Below are 16121 nucleotides of genomic sequence, written 5' to 3'. Positions count from 1 at the left end.
GAATGATCCCCGGGCCTCTGGGGTTTGGATGCATATGCATCAAGAAACCGGCGGCGCATCGTCCCCCGTCCTCCTCGGCCTCAACACCTTCGGCGACGTCGGGCTCGGTCCCGGCGGCGAGCCCAAGCCGCACGCCCAGGTGATCCGCGAGCTCGTCGACGAGGCCGTCCTCGCCGACCAGGTCGGGCTGCACGCCTTCGGCGTCGGGGAGCACCACCGCAAGGACTTCGCCGTCTCGGCCCCGGAGGTCGTCCTCGCCGCGATCGCCTCCCGCACCGAGAACATCAAGCTCGCCTCGGCCGTCACGGTACTCTCCTCCGACGATCCCGTCCGCGTCTTCCAGCGCTTCTCGACCCTCGACGCCGTCTCGTCGGGCCGCGCCGAGGTCATCCTGGGCAGGGGCTCGTTCATCGAGTCGTTCCCGCTCTTCGGCCTCGACCTCGACGACTACGAGCTCCTCTTCGAGGACAAGCTCGAGCTCTTCGACCGCGTCCGGTCGCAGAAGCCGGTGCACTGGGAGGGCAGGACGCGCGGGCCCATCCATGGCCTCACTGCCTATCCGCACCTCGAGTCCGGGCTGCTCGACACGTGGATCGGCGTCGGCGGCACGCCTCAGTCGGTCGTCCGGGCGGCGCAGTACGGCTACCCGGTCGCGTTCGCGATCATCGGCGGCGAGCCCGCGCGCTTCGCGCCGTTCGTGGAGCTCTACAAGCGCTCGCTCGAGAAGTACGGCAAGCCCTACACGATGCTCGCGACCCACTCCCCGGGCCACCTCGCCGAGACCGACGAGCAGGCCCGCGAGGAGCTCTTCCCGCACTGGCTCGCGATGCGCAACCGCATCGGCGCCGAGCGCGGCTGGGGCCCGGGCAGCCGCACCGAGTTCAACGCGCAGGCCTCGCGCACCGGCGCCCTCTACGTCGGCTCGCCGGAGACCGTCGCGCGGAAGATCGCGGACACGCACCGGGCCCTCGGCACCGAGCGCTTCGACCTCAAGTACTCCAACGGCACGCTCCCGCACGAGGCCATGATGAAGAGCATCGAGCTCTTCGGAACGAGGGTCGCCCCGCTCGTGGCGGACATGCTCGCCTGAGGCGAGCGCCCGGCGTCATCCGCCGGCGCCCAGACGAGTCGGGGCGACGGCGTGGGGGAGAATGGAGGGCATGACCACCTCCGAGGACCTCTTCGCCCGTGCCCGCTCGCTCATGCCGGGAGGGGTGAACTCGCCCGTGCGCGCCTTCGGCTCGGTGGGCGGCACGCCCCGGTTCCTCGTGTCCGCCAAGGGCGCGTACGTCACGGACGCCGACGGCCGCGACTACGTGGACCTCGTCTGCTCGTGGGGCCCTGCGCTCCTCGGGCACGCCGTCCCCGAGGTCCTCGACGCCGTCCACGCCGCGGTGGACCGGGGCCTGTCCTTCGGCGCGTCGACCCCCGACGAGGCGGCCCTGGCCGAGCTCGTGATCGGGCGCGTCCCCGCCGTCGAGCGCCTCCGCATGGTCTCCACGGGGACCGAGGCGACCATGACGGCGATCCGGCTCGCGCGCGGGTTCACCGGCCGCGACCTCGTCGTGAAGTTCGCCGGCTGCTACCACGGGCACGTCGACGGGCTCCTCGCCTCCGCCGGCTCCGGCGTCGCGACGCTCGCCCTGCCCGGCTCCGCCGGCGTCACCGCCGCCACGGCCGCCGAGACGCTCGTGCTGCCCTACAACGACCTCGGCGCCGTCGAGAAGGCGTTCGCCGAGCACGGGTCCCGCATCGCTGCCGTCATCACCGAGGCGGCGCCCGCCAACATGGGCGTCGTGACCCCGGGCGAGGGCTTCAACGAGGGGCTCCGCCGCATCACCGCCGAGCACGGCGCGCTCTTCATCTTGGATGAGGTCCTCACGGGCTTCCGCACCGGCCCTGCCGGCTACTGGGGGCTCACGGGCCAGCGCGAGGGCTGGGCGCCGGACCTGTTCACGTTCGGCAAGGTGATCGGCGGCGGGATGCCCGTGGCGGCGCTCGGCGGCCGGGCCGAGGTCATGGACCACCTCGCGCCGCTGGGGCCCGTGTACCAGGCCGGGACCCTCTCCGGGAATCCCGTGGCCATGGCGGCGGGCGTCGCGACGCTGACCCTCGCGACCGACGCCGTCTACGCCCACATCGACGCGCGCTCGCTCGAGCTCTCCGGCGCCCTGGCCGCCGCGCTCGACGCCGAGGGCGTCGACCACACGATCCAGCGCGCCGGGAACCTCTTCTCCGTCGCGTTCGGCACGTCCGCGCGCGGCGTGGCCGACTACGCCGACGCCCAGGCCCAGGAGGCCTTCCGCTACGGGCCCTTCTTCCACTCGATGCTCGAGAGCGGCGTGTACCTGCCGCCGAGCGTCTTCGAGGCGTGGTTCCTCTCGGCCGCGCATGACGACGACGCGATGGGCCGCATCGTCGATGCCCTGCCGGCTGCGGCCAAGGCCGCGGCCGCGGCGCTTCCGGGGGCCTGAGCCGGCGGGACATGACCCCTCAACCGAGTCTGGTTGAGGGGTCATGTCCCCTGCGTTGAGGGGTCATGTCCCCTGGGCTGAGGGGTCATATCCCTACGCCAGCCCGCCTCCGAGGAGCCCCGCCGCCTGCTCCGCGAGCAGGAGCGCCCCGATGCCGATCATGATCACGCCGCTCGCGAGCGTGACGATGCCCGCCGCCCGCGGCCGCGCCCGGAGGATGCGCCGGGCGGCGACGGCCACGAGGCTGTAGACCACCACGGTGAGCAGGATGTGCGTGGCGCCCATCGCCGCCGTCTGGGCCGCGACCGGGACCTCCGATCCCTGGACGATGAACTGCGGCATGACCGCCACGAAGAGCAGGAGCGCCTTCGGGTTGATGCCGCTCGTCGCGACGCCGCGCAGGTAGTCGCGCACGGCCCCGCCCTCACGCCCGACGGCGCCGCTCAGCGCCGCGCCCGACGGCAGGGCCGCGTCCTCGCGACCGGCGGCGCCTGCGAACCCCGCGGCCCGCCAGCCGCGCGCCGTCGTGCCCCCGAGCCAGAGGAGGTACAGCGCGCCAGCGAGCGAGAGCCACGAGACGACGTCGGGCCGCCCCGCGAGCACGACGCCGAGCCCCGCCGCGACGAGCGCCGTGTGGAGGATGTATCCCGAGCAGAGCCCCGCCACCGACGGCACAGGGGAGCCCGGCCGCAGCCCCGCGGCGATCGTGTAGGCCCAGTCGGCGCCGGGCGTGAGCGTGAGCGTGAGGGCGACGGCGGCGAAGCCCAGCAGGGCCGAGAATTCCATGGCGCAAGACTAGGGACTTGGCCGAGCAATGTGCTCACCACTTCTGGCCCTCGGGAGCCTCTCTGGGATAAATTCTTATCGTGATCGACCAAATCGACAGAAGCATTTTGCGTGCCCTCCAGTCGGACGGGCGGATGACGGCGACGGCGCTCGCCGCCGAGGTGGGCCTCACGGTCGCCCCGTGCCACCGCCGGCTCAAGGACCTCGAGTCGAGCGGGGTCATCCGCGGGTACCGGGCCGAGGTGGACCCGGCGCAGGTGGGCCTCGGCTTCGGGGCGATGGTCTTCACGACCCTCCGCGAAACCTCGCAGGAGACGATCCGGGCCTTCGAGGACGCGGTCGTGGCCCAGCCGCAGATCGTCGAGGCGTACAGGCTCTTCGGCGACCCCGACTACCTCCTGCGCTGCGTCGCCGCCGACCTGCCCGCGTACCAGCGCCTCTACGACGAGCACCTCGCGGCGCTGCCCGGGGTCGCGAAGCTCACCTCGACGATCGTCATGCGCGATCTCAAGGGCAGCGGCGGCCTGCCGGTCTAGCGGTCCCTTCGACGCCGCGACGCACGACGGCGGGGTCCCCACCCGGGTGGGGACCCCGCCGTCGTGCCTGGAGCCTAGAGTGAGCGGGCCCGTCTAGAGGACGTCGCTCAGGAAGCGCTGCAGCCGCTCGGTCTGCGGGTCGCCGAAGACCTGCTCGGGATGGCCGCTCTCGACCACGACGCCGCCGTCCATGAAGGCGACCTTGTCCGAGACGTTCCGCGAGAAGCCCATCTCGTGGGTCACGACGACCATCGTCATGCCGCCCTTGGCCAGATCCGCCATGAGCGCCAGGACGCCCTTGACGAGCTCGGGGTCGAGGGCGGAGGTGGCCTCGTCGAAGAACATCACCTCGGGCTTCATCGCGAGGGCCCGGGCGATCGCGACGCGCTGCTGCTGCCCGCCGGAGAGGTTGGCCGGGCGTGAGTCGGCCTTGTGCTTGAGCCCGACGAGCTCGAGCTGGGCCAGGGCCTCGTCGCGGGCCTGCTCCTTCGGCAGCTTGCGCAGCTTGCGGAGGGCGAAGGCGACGTTCTCGCCGACTGTCTTATGGGGGAACAGGTTGAACTGCTGGAAGACCATGCCGATGCGGCGGCGCAGCTCGTCGGGGTTGTCCTTGAGCACCGAGCGGCCGTCGAGGATGATGTCCCCGGCGTCCGGCTCGATGAGGCGGTTCATCACCCTCAGCAGCGTCGACTTGCCGGAGCCGGACGGGCCGATCACGGACGCGGTCGTGCCGGCCGGGACGGCGAGGTCGATGCCCCGCAGAACCCTGTTGCTCCCGAAGGCGAGGTGGATGTCCCTCGCCTCGAGGGAGCCGGAAGCGAACTGGCTCATGCGTGGGCCCCCTTCCCGACGACGGCTGCCGCCTCGTCCGGCTCCTTCTTCTCGGGTTTGCCGGTGCGCAGGCGCGCGTCGATGAAGTTCACGAAGTGCGTCAGCGGAATGGTCATCGCGAGGTAGAAGAACGCCGCGGCGACGTAGCCGGACAGGTTGCCGCTGCGGGCGGCGGCGTCCTGGCCGATCTGGAAGAGCTCCCGCTCGGACGCCAGAAGGCCCAGGGTGAAGACGAGCGAGGACTCCTTGATGAGCGCGATGAACTGGTTCACGAGCGCCGGGAGCACGCGGCGGATGCCTTGGGGCACCACGACCAGACGGAGCGAGGGCCCATAGCCGAAGCCGAGGGCGCGCGCGGCCTCGAGCTGGCCCTTGTCGACGCTCTGGATGCCCGAGCGGAAGATCTCGCCGACGTAGGCGGATGCCATGAGGGACAGCGCTGCGATGCCCATGGGGTACGGGCTCGCGATGCCCGTGATCTCCCGGAAGATCGGCCCGAAGCCGAGGCCGATCACGAGGATGGTGAGAACCGCCGGGAGTCCACGGAACACGTCCGTGTACACCCTGGCGGCCCACCGCGCCACAGGATTGCGCGAGATGCCCATCAGGGCCAGCACCATCCCGGCCACGCAGCCGATGACGCCGGAGACGATCGCCAGCACGAGGGTGTTCGGCAGGCCGACCGCGAACATGGCCGGAAGAATGTCGCCGATCGCCTTCCAGTCGAGGAAGGTCTCGCCGAGTCGGTCCAAGTAATCCATGTGACGCCTGTCAGTCGATCAGCTGGTCGGGACCTTGACGGCCTTGCTGCCCGGCTTCCAGCCCTCGGGGGTCTGCTCCTTGAGGGTCGGCCGGTCCGTGTACCACTGCGCCGTGAGCTTGCCCCACGTGCCGTCGGCGATCACCTCGTCGAGCGCGGAGTTCAGCGCGTCGACGAGCGGCTGGTTGTCCTTGGCCACTGCCCAGGCCGTGAAGTTCTGGGTGTTGACCTTCTTCTCGGCGATGACCGTGCCGTCCTCGGCCTTGACCTGGCCCTCGGCCTGCTGGGACGGGGCGACCCACACGTCCACCTGGCCGCTCTTCACGTTGGCGTAGACGGTGTTGTAGTCCGGGAACCGGACGGGCTCGAGCTGGAGCGTGTTGGTCACGAAGTCGTCCTGCACCGTGCCCTGCACGACGCCGATCCGCACGCCCTGCTTGAGGTCGTCGAAGGTCTTCACCTTGGCGTCCTGCTTGGTCACGATCGCCATGTAGCCGAAGTCGTAGCCGTTGGTGAAGGCCACCGTCTCGCGCCGGGCGTCGGTGGTGGAGATGGAGGAGGACCCGACGTCGAACTGCCTGTTCTTCACCTGGGCGAGCAGGCTCTGGAACTTCGTCGAGGCGAACTCGACCTTGAGGCCGAGCTTGGCGGCGACGGCCTTGAGGAGCTCGTTGTCGTAGCCGGTGAACTCGCCCTTCTCGTCGATGAAGATGTTCGGCGGGGCGTCCGAGAGCGTGCCGACGCGGAGGGTGCCGTCCGTGATGAGCCCGAGCTTCGACGCGTCGATGTCGGCCAGCGGGGTCACGTTCTCGGTCGTGTACTTGTCCAGCGTCTGCTGGTCGCTGCCTTTGAGGGCGTCCGTCGGGGTCGAGGAGGGCGCGGTAGCGCCGCCGCACGCGGCCAGCGAGATCGCCAGGACGGCGGCGGCGGGGACGGTGCTGAGCCACTTGAGGGCCTTGAGCTTCATCGAGGTCTCTTTCCTTGCGTTCCGCGCGAGGGTCTCGCGCTGGTCGTGCGGGGCGTGTGGGCGCACGAAAGCACGTCACACTCTGCACGCGGGGATGAACTCCATTATGGTGGAGAGGCCCCCAGAGTGCCTTCGCGCGAACATATTCCGCAATAACCGGCTTCGAGCCGAAGGATCTTCGATTTTTGGAGGACGGTGCCGTGCCCTCGTCGCTCTGGAGGGGCCCGGCCGAAGGCCTGAGAGGCGATGTTCGCGGGGGAGGCCCACCGCCGTCCTGTGAGTTATGTCTCAGATCCGGGGCCCAGCGTCCCGGCCATCAGGGCCAGCGGGACTTTCCGCGGTCGCGATGCCCTCGTCAGAAGCCCCCCTGGCCCCCGTCGCCTGGGGCGAGCACGGGCCAGTCGCCCTCGACGACGGCCGAGGGCTTGGTCTTGCGCAGGTAGGCCTGGAAGTCCGCGGCCTGCGCCGACGACCAGTCCACCTGGCTGCGGTGCAGATGAGCCGCCGGCTTGTGCAGCTCGGGGAAGCGCGAGGCCATGGCGTCGAGCAGCTGCGCCGCGGCGAGCGCGTCCGCGGCAGAGCTGTGCGCGTCGGTCAGGATCACCCCGTACTGCTCGCACAGGGCGCCCAGGGTGCGCTTGCCGCGGCGGAACTTCTCGACCTGCTTGTTGATCACATACGGGTCCAGTACGGGGAACCTCGTGAGCTGCGGCAGCCCGTGGCGCGCGCACTCGGCGGCCATCACCGTGAAGTCGTAGGCCGCATTGAACGCCACGACCGGCGTGCCGGCGTCGAACAGTCCCTGGAGCGTCGCTGCGACCTCGCCCACGACCTCGCGCGCGGGGCGGCCCTCGGCCCGGGCCTTCTCGGTCGTGATGCCGTGCACCTCGGCGGCCTCGGCAGGGATCTCGACGCCGGGGTCCGCGAGCCACTCGTGCTCGGCCTCGACCGTCCCGTCGGCTCCGAGCACGACGATGCTCGCCGTCACAATCCGTGCCGCGCGGGAGTTGCGTCCGGTGGTCTCGAGGTCGAAGGCCGCCCGGGCCTGCGTGTGCCAGCTCATGGCCCACACGCTATCCGGGCGGACCGACAGTTCTGGCGCGGCCACGCCCGCGGCAGCCGGATTCCGCCGATCTGCCCCGTAGGCTGGGGGGATGCGGGAGGAGTACGTCGAGGCGGTCCTGGCCGTCGTCGACCTCGTGCCCGCCGGCAGCGTGCTCGCCTACGGCGACGTGGCCGAGCTCCTCGGCGCCGGCGGCCCGCGCCAGGTCGGGGCCGTCATGTCCCGCCACGGGGGCCAGACGGCCTGGTGGCGGATCCTCCGGGCCTCCGGGGGTGCGCCCGAGGGGCACGAGGCGCGGGCCCTCGCGCACTACATCGAGGAGGGGACTCCCCTGCGGGGCGACCAGCACGGCGGGTGGCGCGTGGACATGCCGCAGGCACGCTGGGCGCCGAGCGACGAGGAGCTCGAGGCCGTCGAGGCGATCGCCGAGGCCCTGGACCGCAGAATGCATGGCCCCGAGGGGCACGGACGAGAACTGTCGGAGCCCGGCAGTGGAATGGACCCATGACCGCGACAGCCACCGCCGCAACAGCCATTGCAGCACCAGCAGTCGCCGCGACAGGCGCGGCACCCACCCCCCAGCTGCGCCTCCTCGCCCCGGAACCGCGCTCCGCCGGAGCGTCCTGGTCGCCGTCCCCCGACCAGGCTGCCGTCCTGGCCCTCACGCGCGGCTCTGGCCCGGTCCTCGTCTGGGGCGGCCCCGGCACGGGGAAGAGCAGCGTGCTCGTCGAGGCGGCGGCCGTCCGGGTCGAGCGCGACGGCGTCGACCCGGCGGGGGTGCTCCTGCTCGCGCCCGCCCGCGCCGCCTCGGCGCGGCTGCGCGACGCCTTCACCGCCCGGCTCGACCGCAGCCTCAGCGCCCCTCCGGCCCGCACATGGTCCTCGTACGCGTTCGACCTCATCCGCCGCGCACGGGCCGAGGGCCGCCTCGACTGGCTCCCGCGCGCTCCCCGCCTGCTCTCCGGCGCCGAGCAGGACCTCATCGTCAAGGAGCTCCTCGAGGGCCACCGCGAGGCAGGGACCGGGCCGGCGTGGCCGGACGGGTTCGAGGCGGCGCTGCCCACCCGCGGGTTCCGCCACGAGGTGCGCGTGCTCTTCGACCGGATCACCGAGTACGGCACGACGGCGGACGAGCTCGCCGAGCTCGGGCGCCGCGCCGGCCGGCCCGAGTGGGCCGCGGCCGCCCAGCTCTACGCCGAGTACCGCGACGTCCTCGAGCTGCGCATGCCCGAGGCCTTCGACCCGGCGGGAATCATCACCGCCGCCCGCCAGATCCTCCTCGAGGACCCTGAGCTCCTCGCCGCGGAGCGAGGCCGCCTCGAGCTCGTGTGCGTGGACGACGTCCAGGAGTCCAGTCCGTCCGTCCTCGAGCTGCTCGCGGTGCTGGGCGAGGGCCGCGACGTCATCGCGACGGCGGCACCGGACGTCGTCGTGCAGGGATTCCGCGGCGCCCGGCCCGAGCTTGTCCCGCGCCTGCGGGAGCTCCTCGGCGGCGTCACCGAGCTCTCGCTGACCACCTCCCACCGGCTGCCGGCCGGCATCGCGGCGGCCTGGGAGGACGTGGCCCAGCGCATCTCCGCCGTGCCCGGCGGCCAGGCCGCGAGGCGCCTCGACGTCCCTGGCGCGAGCCCGGAGCAGGAGCCGTCAGTCGAGGCGCATGTGCTCCACTCGTCGCTCCACGAGCTGCGCTACCTGGCCCACCGCATCCAGGACGCGCGCCTGCTCGGCGGCGTCGAGTACGGCCAGATGGCGGTGATCGTGCGCTCGGGCGTCAAGCTCGCGCAGATCCAGCGGTACCTCGCGGGCCGCGACATCCCGGTCAAGGTCCCGATCGCTGAGACCGCCGTCCGGGACGAGGCGGCCGTGCGTCCGCTCCTGACGGCCTACCGGATCGCGCTCGAGCCGGGGGAGCTGACGGCGGAGACCGCCGTCGAGCTGCTGTCCTCGCGGGTCGGCGGCGCGTCGGCGCTCGAGCTGCGGCGGCTGCGCCAGGCGCTCCGGCAGCTCGAGCTGTCCTCGGGCGGCGGCCGCTCGAGCGACGCCCTGCTCGTCGAGGCCCTCGAGGTCCCCGGCACGCTCGACGCCCTCGGCACGGAGGCCCAGGCGGCGCGGCGCATCGGGCGCATGCTCGTGCGCGGGCGGGCCGCCGCCGCCGAGCCGGGCGCCACGGCCGAGACCGTGCTGTGGGCCCTGTGGGAGGCCGCGGGCCTCTCGCGCCGCTGGTACGAGCTCGCCCTCGCAGGCGGCCCGCTCGGCCTGCGCGCAGACCGAGACCTCGACGCGCTCATGGCCCTCTTCCATACGGCCGAGCGGTACGTGGACCGCCTGCCGGGAGCCTCCCCGGCCCAGTTCCTCGACTACCTCACGGAGCAGGAGCTGCCCATGGACACCCTCGCCCCCCGCGCCCAGGCGGAGGACGCCGTCGAGCTCCTCACGCCGGCCAGCGCCGCCGGCCGGTCGTGGCGGCTCGTGTTCGTCGCAGGCCTCCAGGACGGGGTCTGGCCGAACACGCGGCTGCGCGGCGAGCTGCTCGGGAGCACCCTGTTCACGGACTGCCTCGAGCTCGGCGTGGTCTCGGCCCTGCTCGTGAGCACGCGCTCGCGCCTGCGCGACATCCGCTACGACGAGCTGCGCAGTTTCTCCGCGGCCATCTCGCGCGCGTCCGAACGCCTTGTCTGCACCGGCGCGTCCAACGAGGACGAGGTTCCGTCCCCCTTTCTGGACTACGTGGCCCCGCCGCCCGAGGGGGAGCCGACACGGAGGTACACCGACGTCCCCCGCACGCTCGGCCTCCGGCCCCTCGTCGCGGAGCTTCGCCAGGCCATCGAAGCCAGCGCCGTCGGGGCAGAGGCAGGCGATGCCGCCGACGCCGACGCGCCCGTCGCCGCGGCGCTCCTCGCCCGCCTCGCCCATGCCGGCGCCCCCGGGGCCCACCCCGGCCAGTGGTACGGGCTCGCGCCCCTGAGCAGCGACGGTCCCGTCGTGCCGGAGGACGGCACCGTGTACGTCTCGCCCTCCAAGGTCGAGACCGCCACGAAGAACCCGCTCGACTGGTTCGTCTCGGCCGCCGGGGGAGAGGCCGCGACCGACTTCGCCCGCAGTCTCGGCACGCTCGTGCACTCGATCGCCCAGGATCTTCCCTCCGGGACGGCGGCCGAGTACCTCGCGGAGCTCCGCCGGCGCTGGCCGAGCCTCGGCCTGCCGGACACGTGGGAGGGCGAGCTCGACTTCGACCGGGCCACGTCGATGGTGGACAAGCTCGCGGAGTACGTGCGCACCAACGGACGCGAGCTGCTCGGCGTCGAGGTCGACTTCGAGGCGCCCCTCGGCGCCGTCGGGACAGCCGAGATCGCGGCGCGGACGGTCCTGCGGGGCCAGGTCGACAGGCTGGAGCTCGACGGCGAGGGGCGGCTCGTCGTCGTCGACCTCAAGACCGGACGGAGCAAGCCCAAGGCGGCAGACATCGACCAGCATGCCCAGCTCGCGGCCTACCAGGTGGCCATCGCGGCAGGGGCCTTCGCCGACGGCGAGGGGGCAGACGCCGCCCCGGGCGCCCCGCCCGGCGCGCCCCCCGGCGGGGCCGAGCTCGTCCAGCTCGGCGAGAAGACCAAGAAGCTCACGGTGCAGCAGCAGTCGGCCCTCGAGGACGCGGCCTGGGCCGTCGCGCTCGTCGAGCGGGCCGCCGAGGCCATGTCCGGCGTCGCGTTCGAGGCCAGGCACGAGCCGGGCGCCGGCTTCGCGGGGGGCTGCAGGCTCCCCGAGCTGTGCCCGCTCTGTGCCCGGGGACGGCAGGTGACCGAATGAGCACGTCGACGGAGGCCGGCCTCGGGGACGGCCTGCGCCGGGGCCCGCAGGGGCTGCCCGAGCCGGGGTTCAGCCCCGAGGAACTCGCGGACCTGCTCGGGCAGCACCGGCCCACGCCGCAGCAGTCCGAGATCATCAGTTCGCCCCTCGAGCCGCGGCTCGTCGTCGCGGGCGCGGGCTCGGGCAAGACGGCCACGATGGCTGACCGCGTCGTGTGGCTCGTCGCCAACGGCTGGGTGCGGCCCGACGAGGTCCTCGGGGTCACGTTCACACGCAAGGCGGCGGGCGAGCTGTCAGCCCGCATCAGGGCCCAGCTGGCACGGCTCGCCCGGCTCGCGCGGCGCGGCGTCGAGGGCATCGCCCCGGCCGCGGCGGACCCCGAGTGCCTCGACCCCACGGTCTCGACGTACCATGCGTTCGCCAACACCGTCGTGCAGGACCACGGCCTGCGGCTCGGGGTCGAGCGCGACGCCGTGCTGCTCGGCGCGGCCCAGTCGTTCCAGCTCGCCGCCCGGGTGGTCGAGGCCTACGACGGCGGGACGTGGGCCGGGTTCCCGGCCAAGAGCACCCTCATCGCCGCCGTCCTGCAGCTCTCGGGCGAATGCGCCGAGCACCTCCGCGAGCCCGGGGACGTGCGGGCCTGGCTCGAGGCCGAGGCCGAGCGGTTCGAGGCCCTTCCGCTCTCGGCGGCGGGCAAGCGAGGCCCGGCCACGGCCGCCGCGGCGCTGCTGTCCACGCTCCGTGGCCGCGCGCTCGTCGCCGGGCTCGCGGCCCGCTACGCGGAGGCCAAGCGGGCCCGCGGCGCCCTGGACTTCGGCGACCTTGTGGCCCTGGCGGCGCGCGTGGCCACGACCGTCCCCGAGGCCGGGCAGCTCCTCCGCGGCCAGTTCCGCACCGTGCTCCTGGACGAGTTCCAGGACACGTCGCATGCCCAGCTCGTCCTCTTCTCGACGCTCTTCGGCGGCGGGCACGCCGTCACCGCCGTGGGCGATCCCAACCAGTCGATCTACGGCTTCCGCGGCGCCTCCGCGGGGCAGCTCGAGAGCTTCCCCGCGACCTTCCCGCGGAGCACCGGCGGCGGCTGGGCGCCGGCGTGGACCAGCCACCTGACGACGGCGTGGCGCAACGGCGTCACGATCCTCGCCACGGCGAACGCCGTCGCGGGACCGCTCGCGGTCTCTCCCGCCTACGCCTCCGACAGCGCGGGGGTCGAGGTCCGCCGGCTCGAGCCGCGACCCGGGGCGGGTGATGGGCGCGTCGTGCTCGGCCGCTTCTGCGACGAGCGTGCCGAGGCCGCCGCCGTCGCTGACCAGCTCCAGGCGTTCGACGCCGCGTGGCCGCGCCTGGACGGCCGTGCAGCGGGCGACGGGGGCATCGAGGGGCCGACGATGGCGGTGCTCTGCCGCAAGCGCTCGCAGTTCGCCGCGATCCGCAGGGAGTTCGAGCGCCGCGGCATGCCGTTCGAGGTCGTGGGCCTCGGCGGCCTCCTGGACACCCCGGAGATCATCGACGTCGTCTCGGCCCTGCGCGTCATCGCCGACCCGGGCCGCTCGGACGCCCTCATGCGGCTCATGGCGGGAGCCCGGTGGAGGATCGGGCCCGCGGACCTCATGGCGCTCGCGGACTGGTCCCGCCACCTCGCGGCACGCCGCGCCGCGGCCGCCCGTCCCGGGGAGCAGGACCTCGACGCGGCCGGCACCGTCGACGAGGTCCTCGTCGAGGGGGACCTCGCCGAGGCCGCGAGCCTCGTCGAGGCGGTGGACCGGCTGCCCCGGCCCGGGTGGACCTCCGGCGCGGGCCGCTCCCTCACCCCCGAGGGGCTGGCTCGGCTCACGCGGCTGAGGGACGAGCTGCGGGGCCTGCGCGCCGTGGCGGGCGACGACCTCGGCACGCTCATCTCGCACGTCGAGCGGGCGCTCCTTCTCGACATCGAGCTCGCGGCCAGGCCTGGCACCTCCGTGCACGAGGCCCGGCGCAACCTCGACGCGTTCCAGGAGGCCGCCGCGTCCTTCCTGGCCCAGTCCGAATCCTCGGACCTCCTGGCGTTCCTCGCGTGGCTCGAGGCGGCGGCCGAGGAGGAGTCGGGCCTCGACATGGCGCCGTCCGAGCCCACGCCCGGCGCCATCCAGCTGCTGACCGTCCACGCGTCGAAGGGCCTCGAGTGGGACGCCGTGGCCGTCGCCGGCCTCAACCGGGGGATGTTCCCGGGCGGCAGCAACGACCGCTGGACGAGCGGCCAGGCGGCGCTGCCCTGGCCCCTGCGGGGTGACGCACGGGACCTCCCGCAATGGGACACGGACCACCCCGACCAGAAGGGCTGGGTCGAGGCCGAGAAGCTGTTCGCCGAGGATGCGAGCGAGCATTCCGAGCGCGAGGACCGCCGGCTCGCGTACGTCGCCTTCACCCGTGCCCGGTCGCTCCTCGTGGCCACCGGGTTCGGGTGGAGCAGCACGCGCAGCAGGCCGATGGAGGCCTCGCCGTTCCTGCTCGAGCTCCACGAGGCGGCCGCCGAGCACGGGTTCTCCGTCCTCGAGTGGTGCGAGGATGCGGACCTGCCCGAGGAGAACCCGCTGCGGGCCGAGGCCGAGCGCGCGATGTGGCCGTACGACCCCCTCGAGGGGCCGTCGGACGCCGCCACCGGCCAGCGGCGCAGCCTCGCCCCGGGACGCAGGGCCGCGGTCGAGGCAGCCGCCGCTCGGGTGCTCGCCGCCCTGCACGATCCGGGCGAGGGCCCTGCGGCGGGGGAGAGCTCCGCCCCCGGGGGAACCGACGCCGACGATTCCGAGGCGGCCGCGGCGTGGGAACCCCCCAGAGGCGTGGTGGCGTCCAGCGCCCGGGCGGAGGCCTGGCTGCGCGAGGCCCGGCTGCTCCTCGCCGAGCGCGCCCGTGCCGAGGACTCCTCCCACGTCCGGCTCCCCGAGCACGTCTCCGCCTCGACCCTCATGGCCCTCGGGGAGGATCCGGGCGCGGTCGTGCGGCAGCTGCGTCGCCCCGTGCCCCGCCGACCGGGCATGGCCGCCCGGCGCGGCACCGCCTTCCACACGTGGGTCGAGGAGCATTTCGGCACGAGCGCGATGCTGGACCTCGATGGCCTCGACAGCTCCGACGAGCACGTCGACGAGGCCTACGACCTCAAGAGCCTCGTGGCCGAGTTCAAGCGCTCCGAATGGGCCCACCGCCGGCCGGCCTTCGTCGAGGTGCCCATCGAGACGCGCATCGGGCCGGTCGTGGTCCGCGGCCGCATCGATGCCGTGTTCCAGGACGCCGACGGCGGCTGGGAGCTCGTGGACTGGAAGACCGGCCGCGCCCCCTCAGGCCGCGACGCCCGTTCCCGGTCCGTCCAGCTCGCGGTCTACCGGATCGCCTGGTCGAGGCTGCACAACGTCCCCGTCGAGAGGATCAGGGCAGCGTTCTGCTACCTCGCGGATGGCAAGGTCGTGCGGCCGGACGCCCTGGCGAGCGAGGCCGAGCTCGAGGCGATCGTGGCCGCCGCCATCGGCTGAGCGGGCGATGCGCGAGCGGGCGAGCCGGGCAGCGGAGACGAAGTCCCGGCTAGGCCGTGGGCCTCGGCACGAGCGGGATCGCGTCCGTCGCCTCGTCGGGCCCGCCGGCCGCCGCCGCAGCGCCCTCGGGCCGCGGCTCGCGGTCAGCCCCCGGGCGCTGGCCCTGCTCCTGCGTGTGGGTGTCGGCCAGACGCACGTCGGTGTCGGCTGTGGCGCGCTGGTCCTCGCTGGAGTGTCCTGTGCCGGATGAGGGCCCGGCGCCGCGGCCATCGCCGTCATCCGGCCCGTCGCCGTCATCGGCTGGGGAGTCGGCGCCCGGGGACTCGGTGCCCGCGCCCGCCGACTCTGCCTCGGCGTCGTGCGCCTCGATGTCCTCGGCGAGCTGGGCGAGCATCTCCTCGCCGTCCTTGGCAGACTCAGCGTCCCCGAGGGCGATGGCCTTGACGAGGTACTGCGCCAGGGCGAACTCGGCGGCGAGGGCCGCGCGCCGCGCGAGCTGCGGGTCGACGGGCTCGGTGCGGGCCTCGTGGTAGGCGGCGAGGACGGCGTCGACAAAGGCGGGCTCGTTCGAGGCGACGAGCCAGGCGATGTCGTCGGCCGGGTCGCCGATGCGCAGGTCCGTCCACCCGGTGACGGCCGTGACGCGGTCGTCGTCGACGAGGAGGTTGTCCTCGTGCAGGTCCCCGTGGACCACGGTCGGGTGGAAGCGCCACATCGTGACGTCCTCCATGGCCTGTTCCCACCGGCGCAGGAGGACGGGCGGGATCTTGCCCGTCGTCGCGGCCTGGTCCAGCTCGTTGAGCCGGCGCTGGCGGAACTCGTTGGCGGTGTAGATGGGCAGGTCCGCGCGGTCGACGATGCTCTGGGGGAGGGCGTGGATCGCCGCGAGCGCCCGCCCGATGTCCTCGGCGAGCTTGGGGGACCCGGCCGCGAGCTCGTCGAGGCCCCGCACGGTCCCGGTGAGGTTCGTGTACACGCAGGTCGTGAGCCCCGCGAGCCGCACGGTGCCGGCGACCGCGGGCATCTGGAACGGCAGCTCCGCGCGCACCGAGGGCTCGAAGGCCCGCAGCACGAGCATCTCCGTCTCGAGCCGGGCGCTCGCCTCCGTCCCGCGCGGTGCGCGGATCCGCCAGCGGCGGCCGTCGGCGGTCTCGAGCAGCGCGGCGTCGAAGTCCGTCGCGTCGTCGGGGGAGGGGGCGACGGCGGTGGGCTGCAGTCCGGGGACGGCGGCGGTGGCGATGGCGGCCAGCTCGAGCGGTGTGCGTCTCACCTTCTCCACGGTAGCCCGCGCCGTGCCGCCGATCACGGCCCGCGCGCGGCGAGTCGCCGTGGCCCAGACCACTGTCCGGCCCAGACCACTGTCCACAGGGGCGCCCCGCGTTGTGCGGGTGTCGGAG

General features: G+C 73.4%; 12 protein-coding genes. 6 read left to right on the top strand and 6 right to left on the bottom strand.

The genetic code is table 11. The annotated features are described in order from the left end of the window. The first annotated feature begins 34 nt into the window (after nucleotides 1–34). Both ACUYMY_RS12145 and hemL read left to right on the top strand, forming a co-directional pair. On the top strand, nucleotides 35–1090 hold the full coding sequence (locus ACUYMY_RS12145) for an LLM class flavin-dependent oxidoreductase (RefSeq protein ID WP_481703801.1): 1056 nt from the start codon (nucleotides 35–37) through the stop codon (nucleotides 1088–1090). Between the two features lie 70 nt (nucleotides 1091–1160). Continuing rightward, nucleotides 1161–2474 carry a glutamate-1-semialdehyde 2,1-aminomutase gene (hemL, locus tag ACUYMY_RS12140; protein ID WP_481703800.1) on the top strand — a complete coding sequence of 438 codons (1314 nt, stop codon included), beginning with the start codon at nucleotides 1161–1163 and terminating at the stop codon, nucleotides 2472–2474. 93 nt (nucleotides 2475–2567) lie between these two features. Here hemL and ACUYMY_RS12135 read toward each other — a convergent pair whose 3' ends face one another. Beyond that, a complete protein-coding gene (locus ACUYMY_RS12135; protein ID WP_481703799.1) occupies nucleotides 2568–3260 on the bottom strand; it encodes a LysE family translocator in 693 nt (230 codons plus the stop codon). Between the two features lie 80 nt (nucleotides 3261–3340). Here ACUYMY_RS12135 and ACUYMY_RS12130 point away from each other — a divergent pair, with 80 nt between their 5' ends. Then, nucleotides 3341–3796 (top strand): Lrp/AsnC family transcriptional regulator, encoded by a 456-nt coding sequence (locus ACUYMY_RS12130; RefSeq protein WP_481703798.1) that lies wholly within the window; start codon nucleotides 3341–3343, stop codon nucleotides 3794–3796. 93 nt (nucleotides 3797–3889) lie between these two features. Here the strand turns inward: ACUYMY_RS12130 and ACUYMY_RS12125 are convergent, their stop codons facing one another. The 4 genes from ACUYMY_RS12125 to ACUYMY_RS12110 form a co-directional block, all read right to left on the bottom strand. After that, complete coding sequence (locus tag ACUYMY_RS12125) at nucleotides 3890–4627, bottom strand: amino acid ABC transporter ATP-binding protein (RefSeq protein WP_481703797.1); 738 nt, start codon at nucleotides 4625–4627, stop codon at nucleotides 3890–3892. Continuing rightward, nucleotides 4624–5388, bottom strand: a complete 765-nt coding sequence (locus ACUYMY_RS12120) for an amino acid ABC transporter permease (RefSeq protein WP_481703796.1) — start codon at nucleotides 5386–5388, stop codon at nucleotides 4624–4626. The genes ACUYMY_RS12125 and ACUYMY_RS12120 overlap by 4 nt, the downstream gene beginning before the upstream one ends. A gap of 18 nt (nucleotides 5389–5406) precedes the next feature. After that, entirely contained in the window at nucleotides 5407–6354 is a 948-nt protein-coding gene (locus ACUYMY_RS12115) for an ABC transporter substrate-binding protein (RefSeq protein ID WP_481705051.1), read from the bottom strand. Between the two features lie 355 nt (nucleotides 6355–6709). After that, the gene (locus ACUYMY_RS12110) at nucleotides 6710–7417 is read right to left on the bottom strand and encodes an exonuclease domain-containing protein (protein WP_481703795.1); all 708 of its coding nucleotides are present in this window, start codon (nucleotides 7415–7417) and stop codon (nucleotides 6710–6712) included. A gap of 91 nt (nucleotides 7418–7508) precedes the next feature. Between ACUYMY_RS12110 and ACUYMY_RS12105 the strand changes: the two genes are divergently transcribed. Genes ACUYMY_RS12105 through ACUYMY_RS12095 form a run of 3 tightly spaced genes read left to right on the top strand, consistent with a single transcriptional unit; the run spans nucleotide 7509 to nucleotide 14724 of the window. Then, nucleotides 7509–7925, top strand: coding sequence for an MGMT family protein (locus tag ACUYMY_RS12105; protein WP_481703794.1), 417 nt, complete (start codon nucleotides 7509–7511; stop codon nucleotides 7923–7925). Continuing rightward, on the top strand, nucleotides 7922–11221 hold the full coding sequence (locus ACUYMY_RS12100) for an ATP-dependent helicase (protein ID WP_481703793.1): 3300 nt from the start codon (nucleotides 7922–7924) through the stop codon (nucleotides 11219–11221). The genes ACUYMY_RS12105 and ACUYMY_RS12100 overlap by 4 nt, the downstream gene beginning before the upstream one ends. Continuing rightward, nucleotides 11218–14724, top strand: coding sequence for an ATP-dependent helicase (locus ACUYMY_RS12095; RefSeq protein ID WP_481703792.1), 3507 nt, complete (start codon nucleotides 11218–11220; stop codon nucleotides 14722–14724). The genes ACUYMY_RS12100 and ACUYMY_RS12095 overlap by 4 nt, the downstream gene beginning before the upstream one ends. A gap of 49 nt (nucleotides 14725–14773) precedes the next feature. Here ACUYMY_RS12095 and ACUYMY_RS12090 read toward each other — a convergent pair whose 3' ends face one another. Continuing rightward, nucleotides 14774–15994 carry a macrolide 2'-phosphotransferase gene (locus ACUYMY_RS12090; RefSeq protein WP_481703791.1) on the bottom strand — a complete coding sequence of 407 codons (1221 nt, stop codon included), beginning with the start codon at nucleotides 15992–15994 and terminating at the stop codon, nucleotides 14774–14776. Nucleotides 15995–16121 lie beyond the last annotated feature (127 nt).

Source organism: Sinomonas sp. T428B (assembly GCF_056780155.1).
This window is presented reverse-complemented; position numbering and strand designations above follow the sequence as displayed.